The sequence below is a fragment of the Flavobacterium nitratireducens genome (assembly GCF_029625335.1).
Lineage (GTDB): Bacteria > Bacteroidota > Bacteroidia > Flavobacteriales > Flavobacteriaceae > Flavobacterium > Flavobacterium nitratireducens.
This window is the reverse complement of the sequence record NZ_CP121111.1, coordinates 1,182,709-1,206,455: the sequence shown is the minus strand read 5'-3', so window position 1 is coordinate 1,206,455 and position 23,747 is coordinate 1,182,709. Positions and strand designations below refer to the sequence as shown.

The 23,747-nt window shown below is 32.7% G+C and carries 28 protein-coding genes and 1 pseudogene; 15 read left to right on the top strand and 14 right to left on the bottom strand.

What is annotated here, in order from left to right:
- Positions 1–10 precede the first annotated feature (10 nt).
- Positions 11–574, bottom strand: a complete 564-nt coding sequence (locus tag P5P90_RS05690; protein WP_278036218.1) for a helix-turn-helix domain-containing protein — start codon at positions 572–574, stop codon at positions 11–13.
- 175 nt (positions 575–749) lie between these two features.
- Here P5P90_RS05690 and pyrF point away from each other — a divergent pair, with 175 nt between their 5' ends.
- Positions 750–1,571 carry an orotidine-5'-phosphate decarboxylase gene (gene pyrF / locus P5P90_RS05685; RefSeq protein WP_278036217.1) on the top strand — a complete coding sequence of 274 codons (822 nt, stop codon included), beginning with the start codon at positions 750–752 and terminating at the stop codon, positions 1,569–1,571.
- Positions 1,572–1,660: 89 nt separating this feature from the next.
- On the top strand, positions 1,661–2,452 hold the full coding sequence (locus tag P5P90_RS05680) for an ABC transporter substrate-binding protein (protein WP_278036216.1): 792 nt from the start codon (positions 1,661–1,663) through the stop codon (positions 2,450–2,452).
- A 1-nt stretch (position 2,453) separates the two neighbouring features.
- On the opposite strand, the gene P5P90_RS05675 is transcribed toward P5P90_RS05680, so the two are convergent.
- The 3 genes from P5P90_RS05675 to P5P90_RS05665 form a co-directional block, all read right to left on the bottom strand.
- Complete coding sequence (locus P5P90_RS05675; RefSeq protein ID WP_278036215.1) at positions 2,454–2,594, bottom strand: hypothetical protein; 141 nt, start codon at positions 2,592–2,594, stop codon at positions 2,454–2,456.
- A gap of 380 nt (positions 2,595–2,974) precedes the next feature.
- Positions 2,975–3,829, bottom strand: a complete 855-nt coding sequence (gene purU, locus P5P90_RS05670; RefSeq protein ID WP_278036214.1) for a formyltetrahydrofolate deformylase — start codon at positions 3,827–3,829, stop codon at positions 2,975–2,977.
- Between the two features lie 136 nt (positions 3,830–3,965).
- Positions 3,966–4,676, bottom strand: coding sequence for a DUF4197 domain-containing protein (locus P5P90_RS05665; RefSeq protein ID WP_278036213.1), 711 nt, complete (start codon positions 4,674–4,676; stop codon positions 3,966–3,968).
- A gap of 162 nt (positions 4,677–4,838) precedes the next feature.
- Here P5P90_RS05665 and P5P90_RS05660 point away from each other — a divergent pair, with 162 nt between their 5' ends.
- The 7 genes from P5P90_RS05660 to P5P90_RS05630 all read left to right on the top strand — a co-directional run bounded on the left by P5P90_RS05660 (position 4,839) and on the right by P5P90_RS05630 (position 11,485).
- A complete protein-coding gene (locus P5P90_RS05660) occupies positions 4,839–5,798 on the top strand; it encodes an ion channel (RefSeq protein WP_278036212.1) in 960 nt (319 codons plus the stop codon).
- A 69-nt stretch (positions 5,799–5,867) separates the two neighbouring features.
- Positions 5,868–6,764, top strand: coding sequence for a MerR family transcriptional regulator (locus tag P5P90_RS05655; protein ID WP_278036211.1), 897 nt, complete (start codon positions 5,868–5,870; stop codon positions 6,762–6,764).
- Positions 6,765–6,800: 36 nt separating this feature from the next.
- Positions 6,801–8,270 carry a phytoene desaturase family protein gene (locus tag P5P90_RS05650; protein WP_278036210.1) on the top strand — a complete coding sequence of 490 codons (1,470 nt, stop codon included), beginning with the start codon at positions 6,801–6,803 and terminating at the stop codon, positions 8,268–8,270.
- A gap of 2 nt (positions 8,271–8,272) precedes the next feature.
- Positions 8,273–9,115 (top strand): phytoene/squalene synthase family protein, encoded by an 843-nt coding sequence (locus P5P90_RS05645; protein WP_278036209.1) that lies wholly within the window; start codon positions 8,273–8,275, stop codon positions 9,113–9,115.
- Positions 9,116–9,138: 23 nt separating this feature from the next.
- Positions 9,139–9,579 carry a sterol desaturase family protein gene (locus P5P90_RS05640; RefSeq protein ID WP_278036208.1) on the top strand — a complete coding sequence of 147 codons (441 nt, stop codon included), beginning with the start codon at positions 9,139–9,141 and terminating at the stop codon, positions 9,577–9,579.
- A 150-nt stretch (positions 9,580–9,729) separates the two neighbouring features.
- Entirely contained in the window at positions 9,730–10,191 is a 462-nt protein-coding gene (locus tag P5P90_RS05635; RefSeq protein WP_278036207.1) for an SRPBCC family protein, read from the top strand.
- Between the two features lie 58 nt (positions 10,192–10,249).
- Positions 10,250–11,485 (top strand): cryptochrome/photolyase family protein, encoded by a 1,236-nt coding sequence (locus P5P90_RS05630; RefSeq protein WP_422851734.1) that lies wholly within the window; start codon positions 10,250–10,252, stop codon positions 11,483–11,485.
- Positions 11,486–11,623: 138 nt separating this feature from the next.
- Here the strand turns inward: P5P90_RS05630 and P5P90_RS05625 are convergent, their stop codons facing one another.
- The 7 genes and pseudogenes from P5P90_RS05625 to P5P90_RS14135 all read right to left on the bottom strand — a co-directional run bounded on the left by P5P90_RS05625 (position 11,624) and on the right by P5P90_RS14135 (position 16,634).
- Positions 11,624–13,042, bottom strand: a complete 1,419-nt coding sequence (locus tag P5P90_RS05625; RefSeq protein ID WP_278036206.1) for an SDR family oxidoreductase — start codon at positions 13,040–13,042, stop codon at positions 11,624–11,626.
- Positions 13,043–13,055: 13 nt separating this feature from the next.
- Positions 13,056–13,666, bottom strand: a pseudogene (folE, locus tag P5P90_RS05620) (GTP cyclohydrolase I FolE).
- Positions 13,667–13,690: 24 nt separating this feature from the next.
- The gene (locus tag P5P90_RS05615; protein WP_278036205.1) at positions 13,691–14,374 is read right to left on the bottom strand and encodes an SDR family NAD(P)-dependent oxidoreductase; all 684 of its coding nucleotides are present in this window, start codon (positions 14,372–14,374) and stop codon (positions 13,691–13,693) included.
- A gap of 22 nt (positions 14,375–14,396) precedes the next feature.
- Positions 14,397–14,675 carry a TIGR03643 family protein gene (locus P5P90_RS05610; protein WP_422851722.1) on the bottom strand — a complete coding sequence of 93 codons (279 nt, stop codon included), beginning with the start codon at positions 14,673–14,675 and terminating at the stop codon, positions 14,397–14,399.
- A 2-nt stretch (positions 14,676–14,677) separates the two neighbouring features.
- Positions 14,678–15,976 (bottom strand): ABC1 kinase family protein, encoded by a 1,299-nt coding sequence (locus tag P5P90_RS05605; RefSeq protein ID WP_278036204.1) that lies wholly within the window; start codon positions 15,974–15,976, stop codon positions 14,678–14,680.
- Positions 15,976–16,425, bottom strand: a complete 450-nt coding sequence (locus tag P5P90_RS05600; protein ID WP_340696446.1) for a TetR family transcriptional regulator C-terminal domain-containing protein — start codon at positions 16,423–16,425, stop codon at positions 15,976–15,978. Before P5P90_RS05600 ends, P5P90_RS05605 begins: the two co-directional genes overlap by 1 nt.
- A 5-nt stretch (positions 16,426–16,430) precedes the next feature.
- Complete coding sequence (locus P5P90_RS14135) at positions 16,431–16,634, bottom strand: hypothetical protein (RefSeq protein ID WP_340696445.1); 204 nt, start codon at positions 16,632–16,634, stop codon at positions 16,431–16,433.
- 106 nt (positions 16,635–16,740) lie between these two features.
- On the opposite strand from P5P90_RS14135, the gene P5P90_RS05595 reads away from it, so the two are divergent.
- Complete coding sequence (locus P5P90_RS05595; protein ID WP_278036203.1) at positions 16,741–17,655, top strand: TIGR01777 family oxidoreductase; 915 nt, start codon at positions 16,741–16,743, stop codon at positions 17,653–17,655.
- Position 17,656: 1 nt separating this feature from the next.
- Here the strand turns inward: P5P90_RS05595 and P5P90_RS05590 are convergent, their stop codons facing one another.
- Both P5P90_RS05590 and P5P90_RS05585 read right to left on the bottom strand, forming a co-directional pair.
- Entirely contained in the window at positions 17,657–18,199 is a 543-nt protein-coding gene (locus P5P90_RS05590; RefSeq protein WP_278036202.1) for a YceI family protein, read from the bottom strand.
- Positions 18,200–18,566: 367 nt separating this feature from the next.
- Complete coding sequence (locus P5P90_RS05585; protein ID WP_278036201.1) at positions 18,567–19,934, bottom strand: DNA recombination protein RmuC; 1,368 nt, start codon at positions 19,932–19,934, stop codon at positions 18,567–18,569.
- 151 nt (positions 19,935–20,085) lie between these two features.
- Between P5P90_RS05585 and P5P90_RS05580 the strand changes: the two genes are divergently transcribed.
- From P5P90_RS05580 to P5P90_RS05560, 5 genes are all read left to right on the top strand, one after another.
- Complete coding sequence (locus P5P90_RS05580) at positions 20,086–20,493, top strand: hypothetical protein (protein WP_278036200.1); 408 nt, start codon at positions 20,086–20,088, stop codon at positions 20,491–20,493.
- 57 nt (positions 20,494–20,550) lie between these two features.
- On the top strand, positions 20,551–21,051 hold the full coding sequence (locus P5P90_RS05575; protein WP_278036199.1) for an RNA polymerase sigma factor: 501 nt from the start codon (positions 20,551–20,553) through the stop codon (positions 21,049–21,051).
- Between the two features lie 52 nt (positions 21,052–21,103).
- Positions 21,104–22,348, top strand: coding sequence for an outer membrane beta-barrel protein (locus tag P5P90_RS05570; RefSeq protein WP_278036198.1), 1,245 nt, complete (start codon positions 21,104–21,106; stop codon positions 22,346–22,348).
- A 67-nt stretch (positions 22,349–22,415) separates the two neighbouring features.
- Positions 22,416–23,021 carry a pseudouridine synthase gene (locus P5P90_RS05565; protein WP_278036479.1) on the top strand — a complete coding sequence of 202 codons (606 nt, stop codon included), beginning with the start codon at positions 22,416–22,418 and terminating at the stop codon, positions 23,019–23,021.
- 29 nt (positions 23,022–23,050) lie between these two features.
- Complete coding sequence (locus P5P90_RS05560; RefSeq protein ID WP_278036197.1) at positions 23,051–23,518, top strand: tRNA (cytidine(34)-2'-O)-methyltransferase; 468 nt, start codon at positions 23,051–23,053, stop codon at positions 23,516–23,518.
- A 39-nt stretch (positions 23,519–23,557) separates the two neighbouring features.
- Here the strand turns inward: P5P90_RS05560 and P5P90_RS05555 are convergent, their stop codons facing one another.
- A complete protein-coding gene (locus P5P90_RS05555) occupies positions 23,558–23,743 on the bottom strand; it encodes a hypothetical protein (protein WP_278036196.1) in 186 nt (61 codons plus the stop codon).
- Positions 23,744–23,747 lie beyond the last annotated feature (4 nt).

Below are 23,747 nucleotides of genomic sequence, written 5' to 3'. Positions count from 1 at the left end.
CTTATGAGGTTTAGTTTATGTTTTGAGTGCTTATTTCGCTTCTTTTTTTGATAATGCGTTGGAATGCCGATGGCGTAATTCCTGTGGTGTTTTTAAATTGCGAACTCAAATGAGCTACACTTGAGTAATTGAGTTTAAAAGCTATTTCAGTGAGTGTCAAATCTTGTTGTGTGATGAGTTTTTTGACATATTCAATTTTTTGAATAATGATAAAATTCTCAATTGATGTATAGGTAACCTCCGAGAAAAGATTGGAAAGATAGCCGTAACTATGGTCTAGTTTTTCGGCTAAGTACACAGAACTTTTAACAGCAGGAGCATTTTCGTTAAAAATCATTTCAATAATCGTTTCTTTGATTTTTTGAACGATAATGTTTTTTTGATTTTCTATGATTTCAAATCCATAGTCGTTAAGCACCGCAGTTATTTTTTCATAGGTGGCTGTTTCTATGTTTTCTAAAAATAAAATTTCATTACTGTTTACAATAGAATATTTGATGTTAAATACATCTAATTTCTCTTCTAAAATCTTCTTAATTAGAAAATTGGTGTCTGTTTTTAAAAATAGTTTCAAGTCTATTGATTTAGGTTTTTAGTAAAAGTAATGAAACAGTTGCTAAAATTAGATGTTTTTTCAAATTTACAGGAGTCTTTTTCTGGAGCTGTTATAGAATTTTTTGAGAAACTTATATAATTCTTCTATAATTTAGCTTTGGCTTTGTAACTTTGCAAACTGTAAAACAAAATGCATGACTACAAAGGAATTAATTGAGCAAATTAACTTGAAAAAATCGTTTCTATGCGTAGGTTTAGATGTCGATTTAAATAAAATCCCTGAAAGTTTTTTAGAATTAGAAGATCCTATTTTTGAATTTAATAAAGCAATTATTGATGCGACTCATGATGTAGCAGTTGCTTACAAACCTAATATTGCTTTTTTTGAGGCTTATGGTTTAAAAGGATGGATGTCTTTACAAAAAACAATTGATTATATTAATTCAAACTATCCTGAAATTTTTACCATTGCCGATGCCAAACGCGGTGATATAGGTAATACTTCTTCAATGTATGCCAAAGCTTTTTTTGAGGATTTGAATTTTGATAGTATTACAGTAGCTCCTTATATGGGGAAGGATTCAGTAGAGCCATTTCTAGCTTTTGAAGATAAACATACCATCATGTTAGCATTAACCTCTAATGAGGGAGCCTTTGATTTTCAAACATTAGAAGTAGAGGGAAAAGAATTATACAAAAAGGTTTTAGAAACATCTAAGACTTGGAAAAATTCAGAGAATTTGATGTATGTGGTTGGTGCTACAAAGGCAGAATATTTTACTGAAATTAGAAAAATTGTTCCAGATAGCTTTTTGCTTGTTCCAGGAGTAGGAGCGCAAGGAGGTAGTTTGTCTGAAGTTTGTAAATACGGAATGAATACGAATGTTGGACTATTAGTGAATTCGTCAAGAGCTATTATTTATGCATCAAAAGGAGCTGATTTTGCCGAAAAGGCAAGACAGGAAGCTGTAAAAATGCAACAAGAAATGCAAAATATTATGGCAGCTATTAATTAAATTAGTTGAGTACGATAGGAAAGAAACCATTAAAAACGCTGTTTTTAGTGGTTTTTTTATGGTTATTTATTTTTGTTTAAAGATTTAATTTGGAAAAATATACATTAATTGACGATTTAGGAACGGAGCATGTTTTTGATAAAGTGCCTCAAAGAATTGTTTCTTTAGTTCCTTCTCAAACAGAGTTGTTAGTCGATTTAGGTTTGGAGTCTAAGCTGCTAGGAATTACTAAGTTTTGTATCCATCCTACGCATTTACGTAAAGAGAAAGTTGTGGTAGGAGGAACTAAACAAGTTGATTTTGAAAAAATAAAAAGTTTGGCGCCTGATATTGTTATAGCAAACAAAGAAGAGAACACTCGGGAAATTGTCGAAACGCTTAGAACCTTATGTCCTGTTTGGGTTACTGATATTAAGTGTGTTGAAGATAATTTTAAGATGATAAGTGATTTTGGGCAATTGTTTCATTGTATTCCAGAGGCTGAAACATTGAATGCTAAAATTCGGTTTTCTTTAAATACATTTACGTCGTTTATCGCAGAAAAGCCTTTTAGAAAAGTTGCTTATTTTATCTGGAAAAATCCCTATATGGTTGCTGGTTCGGCTAATTATATTAATGCTTTATTGCAATTGAACCGTTTTGAAAATGTTTTTGACAATCAATCCAGATATCCTGTAGTGACTCCTGAGGAAATAAGAGCTGTAAAAAAAATAGATTATCTATTGTTGTCCTCCGAGCCTTATCCTTTCAAAGAAAAAGATGCCGTAGAAATGGCGGCTATAAGCCCATCGGCAAAAGTAATATTGGTTGATGGTGAAATGTTTTCATGGCACGGTAGCCGATTATTGAAAGCATTTGAATATTTTATGAGTTTGCACTAAATTAGATTTCGCAATCTTCAAGTATCATTTCTTCTTCGTTATTTGAAGATGAATTAGTGTCTTTTTGTATTTGTCCTGTTAGAATTTTGAACTCTTGTTGTAATTTTTCTATTTCACTTTTCTCTTTTAGTAGACCATTCATAGCAGAAAATTTTCGCCGAATTTACACAAACTTAATATTAAAAACCTACTTTACAATGTTAAGTCTTACTTTTTAAAGTGTTTTATCGGTGTTTTTTAAGAATAATACTAAAATTAAAGTTGGTGTTTTGAGTGTCTGTTTTAATCTAAAAAGGTCTTTTGGAATTTAATTTGCAGGATATAAAATGTGGAAAACAAAAAAGTGCTAGTATTTTTTTAATACTAGCACTTGTTTTAACTAACCAAAACCAAATATAATAAATAACCAGTTCATTACATTGCAAAGATGCTACTTTATGAACGAAAAGGCTGTTAAGGTTTTGTTATTACTTTGTTGGTTATAAGTTAAGTTTTAAACACTTGTTTAACTAATTTTAACGCTTAAGAGAAAATAACCGTTTTGTTATTGTAGACCATTGTTTTGCGTTCGGCGTGTAATTTTATGGCTCTTGCTAAGACACTTCTTTCTAAATCACGACCTTTAACAATGAAATCTTCTATAGAATGGCTGTGAGTCACTCTAGTAATATCTTGTTCAATAATTGGTCCTTCATCTAATTCTTCTGTTACATAATGGCTTGTCGCACCAATAATTTTAACTCCTCTTGCAAATGCGGAATGGTAAGGTTTTGCTCCTGGGAAAGCAGGTAAAAATGAATGATGGATATTAATGATTTTGTTTTTGTATAATTCAATCAATTTAGGTGTAATGATTTGCATGTAACGCGCTAATACAATAAAGTTAATATCGTATTGTTTTAGTAAAGCAATTTGTTGTTTCTCACCTTCTTCTTTAATGGTTTTAGTAAAAGGTACATGGTGGAAAGGAATTTCAAAACGTTCAGCGACACCTCTTAAATCTTCATGGTTGCTGATAATAAGTGGTATTTCTAATGGTAATTCACCAGCGCTGTAACGTCCTAGGATATCATATAAACAGTGATCGTATTTAGATATAAAAAGCGCCATTCTTGGTTTGTATTCTTGGGTATAAATTTCCCAAGACATATTGAATTTATCGGCTAAATTTGTTTGAAAATCTTTTTTTATAGCTTCTAAATCCCAATTAGGAGTATTGAACTCGCATTCTAAACGCATGAAGAAAACATTTTCGTGCGCATCTACATGTTGGTCAAGATAAATAATATTTCCTTCAATTCCTGCGATATAATTGGTTACAGAGGAAATAATTGCTTTTTGGTCTTCGCAGTGGATTAGTATCGTTATTTTGTGCATTATTGTTTAGTTCAGATTTTCAATATTTTTTGAGAATTACCAGAGTATAATTCAAAAAAGAATATTGAAATAGTTTTTAGATAATGGTGTACTTTTAATCAAAACTAGTTTTATTTTTTTGATTCAGCAAATACTATTATTGGTTGTCTTGCATCGCAAAAACTTTAAGTAGCAGTGGTGAAGTTCGGGCGCTGATGTTAGTACGAATGTTTTTTTCTTCAACAGCAATCATTTTAAAAACGCCACTCATGGCTTGTTTTGTTACATAATCGGTTAAGTCGGGGTTTACTTTTGTAACCAATGGAAGGCTATTGTATTTTGTGATGATGTTTGACCAAACTTTATCGGCACCTACTTTGGTAAAAGAGTTTTTTATTACCGGATTGAATTTTCCATACAAGGCTATTGAAGTTGAATTTTCCAAGTAAGTTGTTGCTGAAGTGTCATTTCCTAATAAAATGCCTTTAGCATCGGTAAAGCTCATGTTTTTTACTGCGCTAACGAATATAGGAGTAGCTTCTCTTACGGCATCTTCTGCTGCTCGATTCATTACTTTTAGCCCCTCATCGGCAAGAGAACTCAGTCCAGCTCGTCTTAATCCAGCATCTACTTTTCGTAATTCTTCAGGTAAAAGTATTTTGACAGCTTCATTTCTGAAAAATCCATCAGTAGCCGTTAGTTTACTAACTTGTTTGCTTATTCCATTGTTTAAGGCTTCTTTCAATCCTCCTGCAATATCGATAGTTCCTATTGGTCCCGATGTTTGTGGGAGTTGATTGAGTACTTGCTGCATTTCGGCGCAACCCCATAGGCTACAAACGAATAATAAAGCGATTGCTTTTTTCATGATGATTCTATTTTCATTGTATTTTTTTCAAGTCAGGTCAAAAATACTATTTAATTCAATTAAATGAATTTGTTTTTTTTATTTAAAGCTGCTAGCTGCTATTACTACTTTTTTATCAATACTTTAATTACTTTTACTTTCAAAACAATACAATGTACTTCGATGTCCTTTTTAGATAAGATAAATTTGAAAGCGGTTTTAGACCGTAATACAGGTTTTGGAACCAATGCTAACAGTTATGGTGGGCGTTTTATTAATAAAAACGGGGTGGCCAATGTAGAAAAAAGAGGTATGCATTTTTTGCATCGTATTAGTTGGTACCACACTATGATTGATATGCCATCATGGAAGTTTTTTGGAATTATTTTCTCTTTTTATTTACTGATAAATTTTGTCTTTGCTTCTATTTATTTTGTTATAGGAATGGAACATTTGGATGGTATTCCTTTGACTTATAGTCAATTAGTGCAATTTGGGCAGGCTTATTTTTTTAGTGCGCAGACCTTTACTACTGTTGGTTATGGGCATATTAGTCCGCAAGGCTTTGTAACTAGTTTTATAGCAGCAACGGAGGCTTTGATAGGTTTGTTGACATTTGCAATCGCAACAGGATTGTTTTTTGGAAGATTTAGCAAGCCCACTGCATTTTTAAAATTTTCGCACAATGCTCTTATTGCTCCGTATAAAGAAGGGCGTGCTTTAATGGTAAGGATGACTCCTTTTAAGAATACAAATTTTACTGATGCGGAGGCAAAAATAACGTTAGGGATGAGCGTTGAAGAAAATGGAGTAAAGGTTAATAAATTTTATTCATTAGACTTAGAACTTTCTAAGATTAATTTGTTGACTTTGAGTTGGACTTTAGTGCATCCTATTGATGATCAGAGTCCTTTGTATGACTTTACTAAAGAAGATTTTGAGAATACTGTTGGTGAGATTTTAGTATTTGTAAAAACTTTTGATGAGCTATTTTCGAATACAGTAGCTGCACGAACTTCTTATACTTTTGATGAAATTGTTTATGGAGCAAAGTTTGTTTCGATGTATGAAAGGAGTGGAGATAAAACCAAAACAATTTTAGATTTGGATAAATTAAATCATTATGAAATAGTTGAGGTTTAAAAACTATCAAAAATATTCTTTTAATCTTAAAATAATAACGTATATTTGTTTAACGTTATTTAGAATAAGATGAACAATGTTAAGACTGTTTTTAGTATAAAAGATTTAGAAAATCTATCTGGGGTTAAGGCGCATACTATACGTATTTGGGAAAAAAGATATCAAATTCTTGAACCTATGCGAACGGATACTAACATTCGCTTGTATGACTTGCACAGTTTGCAAAAATTACTAAATATTTGTTTTTTAAATGATTATGGTTATAAAATTTCCAAGATAGCCAAATATTCTGAAGAAGAAGTACCTACTTTAGTTAGGCAAATTATATCCACAAAAAATGCTAAAAATCATGCTATTAATGCTATGAAAATGGCGATGATGCATTTTGATCAGCAATTGTTTTTCAATACCTACGATTGGTTAGCTGAGGAGAAATCGTTTAGGGAAATTTTTCAAGAAGTCTTTATTCCTTTGTTTGAAGAAATTGGTTTGTTGTGGCAAACAGATACGATATCCCCTGCTCATGAGCATTTTATGAGCTATTTGATTCGTCAGAAAATAATTTTAAATTCAGAAAAACTTCAAGTTTTAAGTCCTACCAAAACGGATAAAGTGTTTGTTTTGTCATTGCCTGTTGATGAAATTCACGAACTAGGATTGATGTATTTGCATTATGAAATTTTGTTAGCTGGCTATAAAAGTATTTATCTAGGCGAAAGTATGCCGGTTAATTTTTTGAGCGAAATGAAAAAACATTTTAATTCTATAGTTTTTGTAAGCTGTTTAACAGTAATGCCTGATAGGGATCATGTAAATCAATATGTGAAGGAGATGGTGGCGGAGTTATCAGGTGTTTCTAATGAGTTGTGGTTTACTGGAAGATTAGTTTCGCTAATAGATCAATCTTTTTTTGCAGATCAAATACTGGTTTTTAATACACCGCAAGAATTAATTGAAAAGTTATAGTTATTTGTTTAATGTTTTTATATATTTGTTGAACAAATGAAAAAGAAAATTACAATAATAGGATCTGGTTTTTCGGCATTGTCAGCGGCTTGTTATTTAGCAAAAAGCGGGCATGAGGTTTCGGTATATGAAAAAAATGCCTCAATAGGAGGTAGAGCTAGGCAATTAAAAAAAGAAGGTTTTACCTTTGATATGGGTCCTAGTTGGTATTGGATGCCGGATGTTTTTGAACGTTTTTTTGCCGACTTTGATAAAAAACCTAGCGATTATTATGAGTTAATCAAATTAAGTCCGGCTTATCAAGTTTATTTTGGAGTGAACGATTTTATTGCCATTGCAGATAATTTAGATGAAATCGTTGCTACTTTTGAGTCTGTAGAAAAAGGAAGTGGGACAGCACTTCGCCAATTTATGGCAAAAGCCAAGAGTAATTATGATATTGCTATAAAAGATTTGGTTTACCGTCCTGGAGTATCACCTTTGGAATTAATTACTGTGGAAACGGCAAAGAAAATCGGTCAGTTTTTTAGTAATATAAGCCGTGATGTTAGGAAGCAATTCAAAAATGAAAAGTTGATTCAGATTTTAGAATTTCCTGTTTTGTTTTTGGGTGCTAAACCTTCTGATACACCTTCATTTTACAGTTTTATGAATTTTGCCGATTTTGGTTTGGGAACGTGGCATCCTAAAACAGGGATGTTTGATGTGGTGCAAGCTATGGAAGATTTGGCCAAAGAATTAGGTATTCAGTTTTATTTCAACTCGAATGTTGAAAAAATAATCGTAGAAAATAAAATTGCTAAAGCCATCGTTGTAAATGGTAACCGAATCGATTCGGATATAGTATTGAGTGGTGCCGATTATCATCACACTGAAACGCTGTTGCAAGCAGAACACCGAATGTATTCTGAAAAATATTGGGAATCAAGAGTTTTTGCTCCTTCTTCCTTGTTGTTTTATATTGGTTTTAATAAAAAACTAGAAAACATTTCGCATCACATGTTGTTCTTTGATACCGATTTTAACGCTCACGCAAAAGCAATCTATGATGAACCGCATTGGCCTGCAGCACCTTTGTTTTATGCTAATTTTCCATCAATAACTGACCCAACGGCAGCACCAGAAGGCATGGAATCGGCTTTTTTCTTGGTTCCTTTAGCACCTGGAATCGAAGATACGCCTGAATTAAGAGAAACATATTTTGAAAAAATCATGCTTCGTTTTGAGCAACTTACAGGACAAAGTATCAAGAAAAATATTATATTTAAGGAGTCTTTTTGTAAGAATGATTTTGTGGAGCAATACAACTCCTACAAAGGCAATGCTTATGGGATGGCAAATACTTTATTACAGACGGCTTTTTTAAGACCAAAACTGAAAAGTCAAAAAGTTCGTAATTTATATTTTACGGGACAACTAACAGTTCCTGGTCCAGGAGTTCCTCCTGCTTTGATTTCAGGGAAGTTAGTATCTAATTTGATTGACAAACAATTTCTAAATGAATAGTTATGAAGCAGTTATTTGATGAAGTTTCTTTTAAATGCAGTAAGTTAGTTACTAAAGATTACAGTACTTCATTTTCTTTGGCGGTTTATATGCTTTCGCCAAGTATTAGAGATGCTATTTATAGTATTTATGGTTTTGTACGTTTTGCAGACGAAATTGTCGATTCTTTTCATGGTTTTGATAAAGAAAGTCTCATCAATGAATTTGAAAAAGAATATTACAAAGCCTGTCAATATGGAATTAGTTTGAATCCTATTTTAAATTCTTTTCAGCATACCGTTAAGCAATTCAATATCTCGGATGATTTAATTCAAGCTTTCTTAAAAAGTATGAAAATGGATTTAATCAAGCAAGACTATCATTCTAAGGCAGAATATGACGAATACATTTATGGTTCGGCAGATGTAGTAGGTTTGATGTGTTTGAAAGTTTTTGTAAAAGGAAACGATCAAAAATACGAGCAGTTAAAGGATGAAGCGATGCGATTGGGTTCGGCATTTCAAAAAGTAAATTTTCTTAGAGATTTAAGAGATGATAATTTAATTCTGAATCGAAATTATTTTCCAGGTGTTGATTTGAAATCATTTGATGAAGAGTCAAAAAAAGCCATTATTGAAGAGATAAATGAAGATTTTAGAGTGGCTTATCAAGGAATTGTAAAGTTGCCTATAGAAGCTAAATTTGGAGTATATACAGCCTATGTTTATTACAAAAAATTATTGCGTAAACTAGAAAATACTCCTTGTAAAGAAATTGGCAATACCCGAATCAGAGTGTCTAATTACACTAAAGCAACGTTGTTAGCGCAATCTTTTGTTACCTATAAATTGCGCTTAGTCGAATAATAAAAACGCATAAATCTTTTAAAATGATTTCATTTTTAATTACAATAGTTGTTTTTCTTTTAATGGAATGTGTCACTTGGCTCACCCATAAATACGTAATGCATGGTTTTATGTGGTATTTTCATGCCGACCATCATCAGCCTAAATACAACCATGTATTTGAACGAAACGATATTTTCTTTGTCATTTTTGCTCTTCCTAGTATCGTTCTGTTTTACTTAGGAGCAAAGGCCGATTTTAATTATTTGTTTTTCATCGGTCTGGGTATTACACTGTATGGTTTTTGTTACTTTATGATTCATGATGTTTTAATTCATCAGCGTTTTAAATGGTTCAAGCATACTAAAAATAAATACTTAATTGGTTTACGAAAAGCACACAAAGTCCATCATAAACATTTAGGAAAGGAAGAAGGAGAATGTTTCGGAATGTTATTCGTGCCTTTCAAATACTATAAAATGTAACATCATTTAGTGCGTACCCTTTTTGAAAAAACAAGAAAAATGTTTTTCAAAAAGGTCGGGCTATTCGTTACAATCTTTATGTTTTTAAAGAAAAAACATAAAGGATTTTCACTTCTATCCCTTACGCAACATATCAAAATCTTAATTATCATGAAAGTCTATTCAAAAAAGAGCGAACAAAAAGTAAATGCATCTCTGGAAGAATGTTGGGCATTTTTTTCAAGTCCACGTAATTTGCAAAAAATTACGCCTCCATCTATGGGTTTTACTATTACCGATTTTGATGAAAAAAACATGTACGCGGGGCAAATTATTCAATACAAAGTTTCGCCTCTTTTAGGAATAAAACTTACTTGGGTTACTGAAATTACGATGGTGAAAGAGCAACGCTATTTTATAGACGAACAACGATTTGGTCCTTATACTTTGTGGCATCACAAACATTTTTTTGAGCCTTCTGAAAATGGGGTTCTAATGACAGACTTAGTGCATTATGCGCTACCATTGGGTTTTATAGGTCGTATTATGAATGCTTTAGTTGTTAAAAATAAACTCAATGAAATCTTTGAATTCAGAGCTAAAAGAGTAAACGAAATTTTTAATGCTAAATAATGGTTAAAACGGCTGTTTCTTTTTTTGGTTTCGACGCGATTTAAGACTTGAAGATAATATAGGTTTATTCTATGCTTTACAATCTGAATATCCTGTAATTCCCTTGTTTATATTTGATGAAGCTATATTGAATTCCTTGCCTAAAGATGATGCAAGAGTTGCTTTTATTTATGACTCTCTCTCTGAAATCAATAAGGAATTAAATACATTTCAAAGTTCCCTTTTAATTAAAAAAGGCAACACTCAGGAAGTTTGGCAAACTCTTATTAAAGAATTTGAAGTTAAAAAAGTCTTTTTTAATAAGGATTATGAGCCGTATGCTATTCAGCGTGACGAGACCATTTGTGAATTATTAGAACAAAATAATTCTTTAACTTATTCTTTTAAAGACCAAGTCATTTTTGAAGAAAAAGAAATCACAAAAGCCGATGGATTGCCTTATACGGTTTATACACCTTATAAAAATAAATGGTTAGAACATTTCAATCAATTGAAGCCACTTCTCGAGTACGATACCACGGAATTTTATACTAATTTTTACCAGTCTAATTTTGATTTTCCATCATTGGAACAAATAGGTTTTGTGCGAAGTGCTATCAAAGTAAAACCATATACTTTAAACACATTAGCCAATTATCAGGATACCAGAGATTTTCCTGCTGTCGATGCTACTTCTTATTTGTCACCTCATTTGCGTTTTGGAACGGTGAGTATTCGTAAAATGGTCAATTTTGCAGTGAAAACGAATGCAGCTTTTTTGAGCGAATTGATTTGGAGGGAGTTTTTTATGCAAATTTTGTATCATTTCCCTAAAGTAGTTACCCATAATTTCAAATCGGCTTATGATGGAATTCAATGGCGCAATAACGAAGAAGATTTTAAGCGTTGGTGCGAAGGCCGAACAGGTTATCCTATGGTCGATGCCGGCATGCGACAACTCAATGAAACGGGCTATATGCACAACCGTGTTCGTATGGTTGTTGCTAGTTTTTTATGTAAGCATTTATTAATTCAATGGCAATGGGGCGAAGCTTATTTTGCGCAGAAATTATTGGATTATGATTTGTCAGCCAATGTTGGTAACTGGCAATGGGCAGCTGGTACAGGATGTGATGCAGCACCTTATTTTCGAGTTTTTAATCCCGATATCCAATTAAAAAAGTTTGATGAAAAAGGGATTTACATTCGTAAATGGATTCCTGAATTTGATTTAGGTTATGGCAAACCAATGGTCGATCATGCTATGGCTAGAGACAGAGCCATTGCTACTTATAAAGCGGGGATTCTTAACTAATTTTATTAAAAACATATAAGTCATATAAGCTACTGAAGAAATGGAAAGCTTTTTGAAATTAAGCTCAATTAAGTTAGTATCTCAACTGAACTTAATTTCTTAAGGTAAAAAACATATGCCTAATTTGTTTATAAATAATTATCTAATCAATCGATTCAACATCCCTTCAAAAATAAACCCGTGAAAAGGGAAAACCGAATACCAATACAATTTTCCCCAAATGCCTCTAGGTTTAAAAGTCGCCGATTGATAAAGAGTGTTTCCAATGATTTTGAATTCAAGCCAGGCTTCTCCTGGAAGTTTCATTTCGGCAAAAAGAATCAATTTTCCTTTCTCTTTGTCGGCATATAAAACACGCCAAAAGTCTAAAACATCTCCAGCATGGATAGAATGTTTGTTTGTGCGACCTCTTCTTAAACCCACACCGCCCACTAATTTATCGATAAAACCTCTAATATTCCATAGCCAATTACCATAATACCAACCTGTTTCGCCGCCAATGGACCAAATGCGTTCAATGGTTAATTCTCGGTTGATGATTTCTTTTTTTCGGCGGTCAATGAAACAACCTTTTTTAGGAACTTTTAGAAATTCGGATATGTTATTTTTAAAACGTCCACTAACAAGAGAGTCTTTCCAGCTTGAAGCAACCTGATCTTCTTCTACTTTGAGCAAAGCTTTAGATAAAGCCATTTCATAGGACATTGGTGTAACAGCTAATAATTGATTGATATGAGTGTCTTTGCATACTACTTCTACTTTCATACTACTTACAAGAGCAGTCGCTAGTTTGTAAGAGGTAGCAGTTACAAAATACAACCAGTACGAAGATAATTTGGGTGTCATGACCGGAACTGTAAAAATCCAGCGTTTTAGTTTTTTAGCTTTAGCAAAACCCAAAAGCATTTCTTTATAAGTAAGAATATCGGGTCCGCCAATATCAAAACTCTGATTGTACGTTACTGGATTTAATAATGATTTTGATAAAAATTCTAAAACATCATTAATAGCAATGGGTTGGCATTTAGTATTAAGCCATTTTGGCGTTACCATCACGGGTAGTCTGTTAACTAAGTCTCGAATGATTTCAAACGAGGCACTTCCTGAACCTACAATAATTCCTGCTCTTAAAGTCGTAGCGGCAAAATTTCCAGTACTAAGAATTGTTTCTACCCTTTTTCTAGAGGATAAATGTTTGGATAATGATTGGTCATTAACAATTCCGCTTAGATAAATTACTTGTTTTACTTGGGTTTGGTTTGCTCTCTCTACGAAATTTTCGGCCGAAATACGTTCTAGTTCATCATAATTAGCAATTGAACTAGACATGGAGTGTATTAAATAATAAGCCGCATCAATGGATTCGGGGATTTTTAATAGGCTTTCTTTTTTTAAAAAATCAATTTCGACGACTTCCACTTGGTTTCGGTATTCAGTGGGTACAAAAAAACGATTTTTGTCCCTTACACAGCATACTACATGGTGACCCTTGGCAACTAAAATAGGCAAAAGTCGTTTTCCAATGTAACCTGTAGCACCTGTTAAGAGAATAGTCATCGTATTGTTTTTTTTAACTTAATTTATTTGAAATTAGGCTAATAAATTCTTTTCTGGTTTTGTTTTTTTCAAATGCTCCAGTAAAAGAGGAGGTAGTGGTAAAGGAATTTTGTTTTTCAATACCACGCATTTGCATGCACATATGCTGTGCTTCAATTACTACTGCAACACCCAAAGGTTGTAGTGCTTCTTGCAAACAATTTTTTATTTGATCCGTTAAGCGTTCTTGTACTTGCATTCTTCGGGCATAGGCATCTACAATTCTTGGAATTTTACTCAATCCTACAATTTTTCCGTTAGGAATATAGGCAACATGTGCTCTACCAAAAAAGGAAGCATGTGGTGTTCGCACATCGAATATATTTCGATATTTTTTACCACAATCATTTGGTTGTGATCTTCCGTAAACAAAGCTGATTTCAATATTTCTAAAGGGTCTATAGCATAGCCGTGAGTCAAAAACTGCATCGCTTTGGCCGCGCGTTCCGGTGTTTTTTCTAGTCCCTCTCTTGTAACATCTTCACCTAAACTATCGATGATTACTTTGTAGTTTTGAGCGATTGATGCTGTAAGTTCAGTATCGTATTCTTCTTTTTTCTGGTAACTTTTTATTTCTTCAATCATGTTTTTGATTATTGATAGGTGAATTTATAGTTTCATTGATACAATTCCATAATCCATTTCAAAGACTTGTCCAGAGATGGATTTTGCTTTATCTGATAGTAAAAAATCAGCCATTTCGGCAACTTCCTGAGCTTGCAAGTAGCCTTTCATTGGGTGACGTTCAATCATATTTTCTCTCATTCGATCATTTCTAAGAATGGATGCTGCAAGGGTAGTTTCAGTAATGGTAGGAGCAATGGCGTTGATGCGTATAGAGGAAGCAAATTCAGCTCCAAGACTTTTTACTAATCCTTCTACCGCTGATTTTGCAGTAGCAATACTGGCATGAAAAGGCATTCCTAATTTTGCAGCTACGGTACTAAATAATACAATAGAAGGCTTGTTCCCTTTTTTAAGAGTTGGTAAATAGTGTTGAATGCATTTTACGGCTCCAATTACATTGATTTCAAAATCTTTTCTAAAATCATCTAGACTTATGCTGCTAATGGGTTTTAGATTAATTGAACCAGGACAATAGATAAGCGAATCAATATTTTCTATTTCAGGTAGTGTATCTTGCAATACATCTACCGAAAAATGTTTTAAATGAGGATGCGTGATTTCAGGCGCATTTCTGCTAATATTGTAAATGTAATTATGCTCTAATTGTTGTTTTAAAATCGCATTTCCAATTCCTTTACTTCCACCAATAATAACAATGTTTTTCATGTTGTAAGCGCTTTAGTTTGAATTATCGTTTTGAAATTTTATTGTTGTTTATTTGTCTTTGTCGGCTACATTTGAAACGCCCTTCACTAAAATTTCTTAGCTTTTCATGTTTTGTTTTGCGACCTTGCACTCGTTCGCGCCACATTTTAAAGCTTGAAGGTTTCATTTCAGTTCGCATCAAATCAATCACTTCTTGTTCTTTTAACCCAAACTGGAACTGTATGGCTTCAAAAGTAGTTCGGTCTTCCCATGCCATTTCGATGATTCGGTCTTTGTCTAAATTGCTAAGTGCTGTTTTCAAGATTAATATTTTTGATATTGGTTTACAATAATATTGGCTTTCAAATCAAATAGGAGTTGGTACAACCCAAAAAAGGTTCTATTCATATAAATAAAATGTTTGGAACCTCGATTCCCATTCATTTTTTTCAGATTGGTGTCTTTCGCAAAACGCTCTCCTAATTGAGCAATATTTTGAAAAAATGCTTCATCTGAAAAATCGAATGATTCTGATTGAAAAGGTTTAGTGAATAAGGATAATAAGTCGTAAAACATTTGCGTGAAATAGTTTATTTCAGCTTTAGTGTCATCGTTTCTTAGAATTTCTAATTCAAATAATTTTTTTCTAAATAGTTCCTTGTTTTCTATTACTTCTGGGTTAACCAATTCGAAATAAGGAATGTAGAAATCATTTGGTATGCTTTTCATACAGCCAAAATCAAGTGCTACCAATTGGTTTTGAACATTTATCAAAAAATTGCCTGGATGCGGATCCGCGTGTACTTTTCGTAAAATATGAATTTGGTACATATAAAAATCCCATAAGGCTTGACCAATTTGGTTCGCAATTTTTGGGTCTGAATTTTTAAATTCTGATAAATGTACGCCCGTCATCCAATCCATAGTGATGATTTTTTCGGATGAAAATTCGGGGTAGTATGCTGGGAAAACCAAGTTCTTGATTTTTTTGCAGGCTTCGGCAACTTCTTGACTTTGTTGGAGTTCTAATAAATAATTGGTTTCTTCAATTAATTTATCTTCAACTTCTTTAAAATATTTATCAGAATCCTTTCCTTGTAAATTAAACATTCGGATGGCTATGGGTTTTACTAAAGCCAAATCAGATGAAATACTATTAGCAACTCCTGGATATTGAATTTTGACAGCTAGTTTTTTCTTGTTTTTTACAGCCAAATGAACCTGACCAATACTTGCCGCATTTACCGAATTAGGATTGAATTCGTCAAAGATTTCGTAGGGTGTTTTACCAAAATTAGATTTGAAAGTTTTAAGTACCAATGGTGCCGATAGTGGTGGAACAGAAAATTGCGACAAAGAAAACTTTTCGACATAAGCCTGAGGCAGGAAATTTTTATCCATACTCAGCATTTGAGCCACTTTTAGAGCGCTTCCTTTTAAGCTTTTTAGTCCGTCATAAATATCTTCGGCGTTACTTTCGTTAAGTTTATCCCGACTTAAGTCAGAATTTACTATTTTTTCACCGTAGTATTTCAGGTAATTCACCCCTACTTTTGCTCCCGTTTGAACGAGTTTTGTGGCGCGTTCAATTTTCGAAGTTGGAATATAATCAATTGTCTTCATTAGTTTTTTTGTATTTTTTCTTTAAAAATAAATTTCCCAAAGTCAATCAAACTATTGATAGGACCTGTATTCATTAATTCAAAACTAAGGCTGACTGATTTTTCAATATAAATATCGGTTTTCTCAAAATTTGGAGAGCCGTCTTCTAACCAAAATTTTAAAGTAAATAAAAATTGTACCCAAGCCGTTTCTTGAATCGCTTTATCCTGAATATCTTGGATTTTTTCTTGTTTAATTCTAACATCATCCGTTGTGATTTCAGCAATGAATTGCTTGAAATGGGTTCTAAAACTGGATAATTGTACAAGGTTTTTTAACTGGTTTTTGTTTTCTTTTAAACTAATGTTTACATAACTGCGGTTTGCTGCTAATAATTCAAAAAATGTAAAATAAAAACTCAACAATTTGCTTTTCATATCATACGATTCATAATTAGCATCCTTATTCAATAATTCTATGGTTTTTTCAAAAAAAGAGTGTAAATGTCTTTCTCGATACTTTCTAGTGTGCCAAAGAAATTGTAAAATTCAGTTTCCGAGAAACCATTCAGCTTTGTAAAATGATAAACCGATTTTGGTTTTTCATTGTGATCTAAGGTGTAATTCATATACATTGAAACAATACTGTCCCTTGTAATTTTTGTTTTCTTAGTTGCCATGTCATGCTGTTTATAAATTCGATTATAAAGATAGTAAATTGTTTAACTATTTTGTGTTAATGTTAAACAAAATATTTTGTATATTTGATATATAGCAAACTTTAGCATGAAAAAAAATGTTTTAATAACCGGAGGAACCGGTTTTGTAGGTAAACAATTGACCCAATTATTAATTGCTAATGGGTATTCTGTTTCTGTTTTGAGTAGGAATAAAAAGCAATCATCAACAGATATTACTTATTATACTTGGGATGTTGAAAAACAAATAATTGAAAAAGAGGCTGTCTTAAAAGCGGATTATATTATTCATCTAGCTGGTGAGAATATTGCTGGAAAACGTTGGACGAATAAAAGGAAAGAAGCTATTTTGTCTAGTAGAGAGCTTTCTGCCCGATTGATTTTTGATATTTTGCAGCAAAGTAATACAAAAATTGAAGCTTTTATTACTGCTTCGGCAGTGGGAATTTATGGAGCTATTAATGGTCGAGCTATTTGTAATGAGGAGATGCAAGCGGCCTATGACTTTTTAGGTTTAACTTGTCAGAAATGGGAAGCCGCAGCTGAGCCTTTCGAAAAAAATGGCATCAGAACAGTGATGTTACGAACTGGTTTAGTTTTAGGAGCTAACGAAGGTTTATTGGCTAAATTAACACCTGTTTTCAAATTGAAATTAGGTGCTCCATTAGGTTCAGGTAAGCAATATATGCCGTGGATACACATAGATGATTTGTGTAAAATGTATTTAGAAGCGATTAAAAATCCAAATATGTCTGGACCTTACAATGCAGCTATTACTGATGATACCACGAATGAAGTTTTTTCCAAAACATTGGCAAAAGTTTTGGGGTATTCGATTTGGTTGCCTAATGTACCTGCTTTCTTAATTCAATTAGGATTAGGTGAAATGTCTAAATTGCTATTAACAGGCCGAAGAGTTTTAAATGCTAAAATTCGTGCCTTAGGTTTTGAGTTTACTCATACGAATCTTGAGGAAGCACTAAAGGATTGTCTCTCAAAATGATTTAGTGAAAATTTGTATATAAGGTAACATTTACCGTTTTAGAAATTTTGTTACTCACTAATGACGGAATTTCAATTTTGAAATCGTCTGTGTTCAAAGCAAATTTGGATTGAATTACAATTGCGTTTTGAACAGTTTTGAATACACTAGCAGTTACTCGGATATTTTTGGATACACCATGTATTGAAATCCGTCCTTTAATGTAATATTGGTTTGGTGAAGTACTTAAGTCATTAATTGAAAAGTTTTCTATGACACCTTTAAAATAGGCTTTAGGAAATTTATGACTTTCCATATAATTAGTATTGAAATGATCCTGCATTAAGCTTCTTTCAAATTGAAAAAGACTGATGTAGACTTCAAAATAAATGCTTCCATTTTTGGTGTTAATTGCGCTGTAGACTTTATTGTTTTTGGCTTCTACGGCTTCAAAAAAAGGTACGGATGCCTCAAAAAAGATAGTGCCATTAGTTGCTACTTTTTTATTTTGAGCTACTATTGAAATACTGAAAAAAAGCAAAAAAAGGAGTAGATTTTTTTTCATGATTAGTCTATCTTTTCTACTTAAAGTTAGAAAAAAAAGTCAAAAAATCCTAATAAAACCTAGCTTAATTTGAAGTTAGATGTCGGGTTTTAGTGTTTTTTATCTATGAATGAAAAGTTAATATTACTATCCGTTATTCAGACTAATAAAAAATACAGTACAGACGACACTGATTGAACAGATAAACACGGTTTTTATAACTCTTTGCGAATTACAATCTGCGATAATCTGTTCAATCCGTTTCATCTGTGTGCCATTCTGAATGATTGGTATGAAACGGATAGTCATAAAAGTTAATACAAGTAAACACCTATAATTAAAAAGTAGAACCAATTAAAGTCTGATCCATTAATAAAAAGTCTTTCTTTTATTCGATGAAATTATCGTCTTTTTTGGCTCTAGCGATGATACTTTCAGGAAGTGCTTTTTTTGCTTTGGCACCCATTTTTTTTAGTTTTTCAACACGGATAATTAGATTTCCACTTCCATCAACTAGTTTGTTCATAGCGCCTGTATATTCGACTTTAGTTTCGTCTATTTTTTTGCCTATCTTGATTAAATCGGCAACAAATCCTTCAAATTTATCATATAAAGCACCTGCTTGACGGGCAATTTCTAAGGCATTTTCCTGTTGTTTTTGATTGGTCCACATGCTATCAATTGTACGTAAAGTAGCTAAGAGGGTAGCAGGCGTTACAATAACAATGTTTTTTTCAAAAGCTTTATTGTACAATGAAGTATCTTCGTTCAAAGCAATGGCAAATGCAGGTTCAATTGGAATAAAAAGCAATACAAAATCTGGACTTTCAATTTGGTACAAATCCTGATAATTCTTGTTGCCTAATTGCTCCACATGGCGTTTGATGGAATTAACGTGTTCTTTTAGGTACGAATTTTTAATTTCGTCTTCCTCTTCATTGATGTATTTTTCATAAGCTGTTAACGAAACCTTAGAATCGACTATCATTTTTTTGCCGTCGGGTAAATTGATAACTACATCGGGCATAACACGGTTTCCTTCTTCAGTCATAAAACTTTGTTGTACCTCGTATTCACGTCCTTTTTCCAGACCTGATTTTTCTAATACACGTTCTAAGACTAATTCGCCCCAATTTCCCTGCATTTTACTATCGCCTTTTAACGCTTTTGTCAAATTCAGGGTTTCTTTACTCATTTGAATATTCATTTCGCGTAAGCCTAAAATTTGTTGGCGTAAAGCCGCATGATAATCAATACTTTCTTTGTGGGTGTCTTCGACTTTCTTTTCAAATAATTGAATTTTATCCTGAAGCGGAGTCAGGATGTTTTTCAGGTTTTCTTTATTCTGCTCGGTAAATTTATTTGACTTTTCGTCTAGAATCTTGTTGGCTAAATTTTCAAATTCTTTGGTGAATTTTTCTTGAAGTTTTTCTACTTCTTCTTTTTGCTCTTTGTTTCGTTCCCAAAGATTATCAAAATCAACTTCTTTTTTAGAAAGTTGGATTGCCAGACTGTCTTTTTCAGTTCGGATTGCTTCTTTTTCTTGATTGCTTGCTGCTAATTGTTTTTCGAAATTGATTTTTTCATTCGAGAATTGCTCTTTTAGTTGTTCAATTTGCGAATGGAGTGCAATTAATTTTTCTTCTAAACTTGTTTTTTCGGATTGAAAACGAGCAGAAAAAAGTAATTTTCCAATGTAAATTCCTATTGCAAGTGCAATTACAAAAGATACTAAAAGGGGGAGCATATTGAACATAAGTAAGTTTTATAGGTAAAGTAAGCAAAAATAAAGAATACTACTGATTTATAGTCTTTTTTTATGGTGGCTATGCATGAATTTTTTTCACAATTTGCTGCGCAACCTTTTTCATATTTGTTACTCTTAATGATGTCAAGTCTGTAGTTGTATGAGAGGAGTTAGTCTGTTTTTAGGTTTCTTTTTTTTCTTTTTATTTTCTTATTGTACGATAAGAAATGAGGAAGGTGCTTTAAACCAGCAGTCTATTGTGGGTACTTGGCATTGGAAGGAATCAAGAGGAGGTATTACGGGTAATGAAATTATTAACCCGGAAAATACTGGAGTCACAATCAAATTGGTCTTTGGGACGAATAAAAAGGTAACAGTTTTTACCGATAATATTGAAACAGGAACTTATGATTATACCATCCAACTAGGAAAAAGTATATTTGATAGTGAGCCCCAACCTATATTAAGTTTTAATGCTATGAATTATGTTATTGAAAAAATAAATGATACAGAAATGAGGATTCATGACAATTTTGTAGACGGTTATGTTTTGAACTATACTAAATGATTAAATAGGTAGGAATGCTTAATTTTGTTTACGTTAAATTATTTTAATTCGTTTTCTTTGAAAGAATCTATAGACCATTATATTCAGAAATGTATCGAAAATGATAGAGGAGGACAACAGAAAATTTATCAGTTGTTTGCTCCTGTATTGTATGGTCTATGCTTAAAATACATGAAAAATGAAGATGATGCAAAGGATGTTTTTCAGGAAGCTTTTGTGGTCGTTTTTCAAAAAATGGGGCAGTACCGATTTGAAGGGAGTTTTGAAGGTTGGTTAAAACGTATTTTTATCAATAAATTAATAGAAACGCTTAACAAAAGAAAAAGAGACGTGCTTTTTGCAGAGGAAATGTATCAAGAAGATGTTATAGAGGAAGAAGATGATTTTGACAGTAATGCGATTCCTCAAGAACAATTATTAGAATGTATTCAGCAATTGCCAGATCAATACCGATTGGTTTTCAATCTGTATTATTTTGAAAAAATGAAGCATAAAGAAATTGCAGTTACTTTAAATATTTCAGAAGGGACTTCAAATCGATTTACGGGAAGCAATTGAGGAAAAATTAGAGGAACCAAAGAAGAAAAGGGCTTTTGCTTATTGGTGGTCAGTGGCAGCAAGTTTGATCGTTGGTCTTGGTTTGTTGGGTGCTTTTTATTTTCAATCTTCTAATGAAAAGCATACTAATGGCATGCCTTTACCAGTTACTCCTCAAAGTGGGATAGTTAATCAATCCAGATCTTTGGAAGAAAATAGCCCAAAACAAGAAATCCAAGCTGAAGATAAGAATCAAAATAATCAAATAGTTTATCCAAAATCGAACAAAGAAAATAATAATCAAGCTGAAGAAGGCCTAACGCATTCATCAACCCCAAAAGGGTCTAGAAGTATAACTTCGCCTAATTCACATCATCAATTAGTGGCAGCAACAACAAGTTCTAAAGTTTTGAATGCTGAAAAAGAACAGCAAAATCATTCGGAGATAAATACGAATACTAATCCAGTTTTAGTGCAAGAAAATCCAAATTCAGTCGTTGAAAAATCAGCAACTGAAAATCCGAATAACGCCATTAACCCTAAAGAGGATTTGAAACAAAATGCTTTGGCTGCTTTAGCCAATGAAAACCAAAAGAAAGAGAAAAAATCCACTGTTGAGGATAGATGGTCGCTCCAGTTATTTGCAGGAATTAATAATTCGCAGAATTTAAAAAATCAAAAGAGCTTAGGGAATTCGATTGAGTCTCAAAAAGGTTATAATTATGGTGTGAAAACCAATTATAAACTGAATAAAAGATGGGCGGTAAGTACGGGATTAAAAGTAAGTGAATTAGGGCAGCAAGTCGCTAACGTATCCTATCTGAACGCTTCTCAAAGTCTAGTAAATGTCAATCAGTTATCGTATGCTGCTGCTTCGCATGATAACCAAGGAATCACTACCAACTCTAATTATATATTTGTATCAGCTAATACTAATTATGAGAAATCGAATGTTAGTCCTACATTTTATGAAAGCGGTAATTTATCTCAAAGAGTTCAATACATTGAAATGCCAATGGAGATTTCGTATTCAATTTTAAACAAAGGGAAAGCTCGTTTGAATCTAAACACGGGTGGATTTGTAGGTAGAGTAATTTCGAATAAAGTGGCATTGGATAATACTACGATTGGTAAAAATTCGGATGTAAATGAAACGGTTTTTGGAACGGTATTAAGCAGTACATTACAATATGAATTATACAAGAAGACCAGAGTTTTTGTAGAGCCTGGAATGAATTTTTATACTCAGCCAGTTCAAAATCAAAATTTTAACCAGTTTCAAATGCTTTTAAATTTTGGTTTTAATATTTCTTTTTAATTCTTTCAATAGCGCTTAAGACTGTTTTGATTTGTGTATTTTTGCGCAAATTTTTCTTCAAAACATGTTGCATCAACATTTTATACTTCATAAACCCTACGGTTATTTAAGTCAATTTATTTACGAGTTGAAACGTAAAAAGCGACTTTTGGGTGAATTGTATGATTTTCCAGAAGGAACAATGGCAATTGGTCGGCTTGATGAAGATTCGGAAGGCTTATTATTACTCACTACAGATGGAATGATGAGCGAATTAGTTCGTTCTAAAAAAGTAGATAAGGAATATTATGTTCAGGTTGATGGCATAATAACTCAGGAAGCACTAGACGAACTAAAAAAAGGAGTAATGATAGGTGTTAAGGGCGGAAAATACAAAACCAAACCTTGTGAAGCTAGATTGATTTCTGAAATTCCTGATTTTGGTCTCCGAGGAAGAAAAATACGAGACGAACGTCATGGTCCAACTTCTTGGGCTTCCATTACAGTGAATGAAGGTAAATTTCGTCAGGTGCGAAAAATGACCGCAGCCGTTGGATTTCCTACTTTGCGATTAGTACGCGTTAGGGTAGGAAATGTGCTATTAGGAAATTTACAAGCAGGAGAAGTACGAGAAGTAGATCACTTTGGTCTTAATAATGCTGAAAATTACAAAGGCAATTTGAAAAACAAATAATAGTAATCAGATATAATACCCATAAAGAGATGTTAAACATTGTATTAGTAGAACCCGAAATACCAAATAATACAGGTAATATTGGACGATTGTGTGTAGGGACCGAAAGTAGGTTACACTTAATTCATCCTTTTGGTTTTGTGATTAATGATAAAAATTTAAAGCGTTCAGGCTTGGATTATTGGGTGCATCTCGACGTAACTGAATATCAAAATGTCGCCGAATGGATGCAGCAAATTCCAGATAAATCCAGAGTTTTCCTAATGAGTTCCCATGCTGAGAATTCGTATTTGGATATTGAATTTCAAGATGAAGATTGGTTAGTTTTTGGAAAAGAAAGTGTGGGTTTGAGCAAAGAATTTTTGAGTTTATTTGCAAAAGAAAATCAATTGAAGATTCCAATGTCTACTAAAATCAGAAGTTTTAATATCGCAAATTCAGTCGCCTTTGTTGTAGGGGAAGCGAAAAGACAATTAGGATTGAACAATACAATTTAATAAACGAGGAAGTGTTTTTGCTTCCTCGTTTATTTTCTACTATTCACGGGAAACAAACTCACTCAGTGTGATATAAGTGTTGCCGTTGTTAGGATTATGATAGATGTTATATTTTGTTGGGTAATTTCCAGGTTTTTGGAAATGTTCAGGTTGAGAATAGCTTGTGCTGCTATCTACATTAGAAAGTAAATAGTCTAAAGTAAGCATCACTTTGTAAATCATCATTTGT

Coding starts and splice junctions, on each gene's coding strand:
- P5P90_RS05615 (WP_278036205.1), bottom strand. CDS start 14,374: ATGAAAAACATTGTTATTATTGGTGGAAGTAAAGGAATTGGAAATGCG.
- purU (WP_278036214.1), bottom strand. CDS start 3,829: ATGCACAAAATAACGATACTAATCCACTGCGAAGACCAAAAAGCAATT.
- P5P90_RS05580 (WP_278036200.1), top strand. CDS start 20,086: ATGAGAGGAGTTAGTCTGTTTTTAGGTTTCTTTTTTTTCTTTTTATTT.
- P5P90_RS05605 (WP_278036204.1), bottom strand. CDS start 15,976: ATGAAGACAATTGATTATATTCCAACTTCGAAAATTGAACGCGCCACA.
- P5P90_RS05665 (WP_278036213.1), bottom strand. CDS start 4,676: ATGAAAAAAGCAATCGCTTTATTATTCGTTTGTAGCCTATGGGGTTGC.
- P5P90_RS05650 (WP_278036210.1), top strand. CDS start 6,801: ATGAAAAAGAAAATTACAATAATAGGATCTGGTTTTTCGGCATTGTCA.
- P5P90_RS05660 (WP_278036212.1), top strand. CDS start 4,839: ATGTCCTTTTTAGATAAGATAAATTTGAAAGCGGTTTTAGACCGTAAT.
- P5P90_RS05675 (WP_278036215.1), bottom strand. CDS start 2,594: ATGAATGGTCTACTAAAAGAGAAAAGTGAAATAGAAAAATTACAACAA.
- P5P90_RS05640 (WP_278036208.1), top strand. CDS start 9,139: ATGATTTCATTTTTAATTACAATAGTTGTTTTTCTTTTAATGGAATGT.
- P5P90_RS05590 (WP_278036202.1), bottom strand. CDS start 18,199: ATGAAAAAAAATCTACTCCTTTTTTTGCTTTTTTTCAGTATTTCAATA.
- P5P90_RS05625 (WP_278036206.1), bottom strand. CDS start 13,042: ATGACTATTCTCTTAACAGGTGCTACAGGTTACATTGGAAAACGACTT.
- P5P90_RS05585 (WP_278036201.1), bottom strand. CDS start 19,934: ATGTTCAATATGCTCCCCCTTTTAGTATCTTTTGTAATTGCACTTGCA.
- P5P90_RS05645 (WP_278036209.1), top strand. CDS start 8,273: ATGAAGCAGTTATTTGATGAAGTTTCTTTTAAATGCAGTAAGTTAGTT.
- P5P90_RS05655 (WP_278036211.1), top strand. CDS start 5,868: ATGAACAATGTTAAGACTGTTTTTAGTATAAAAGATTTAGAAAATCTA.
- P5P90_RS05555 (WP_278036196.1), bottom strand. CDS start 23,743: ATGATGATTTACAAAGTGATGCTTACTTTAGACTATTTACTTTCTAAT.
- P5P90_RS05635 (WP_278036207.1), top strand. CDS start 9,730: ATGAAAGTCTATTCAAAAAAGAGCGAACAAAAAGTAAATGCATCTCTG.
- pyrF (WP_278036217.1), top strand. CDS start 750: ATGACTACAAAGGAATTAATTGAGCAAATTAACTTGAAAAAATCGTTT.
- P5P90_RS05595 (WP_278036203.1), top strand. CDS start 16,741: ATGAAAAAAAATGTTTTAATAACCGGAGGAACCGGTTTTGTAGGTAAA.
- P5P90_RS14135 (WP_340696445.1), bottom strand. CDS start 16,634: ATGGCAACTAAGAAAACAAAAATTACAAGGGACAGTATTGTTTCAATG.
- P5P90_RS05560 (WP_278036197.1), top strand. CDS start 23,051: ATGTTAAACATTGTATTAGTAGAACCCGAAATACCAAATAATACAGGT.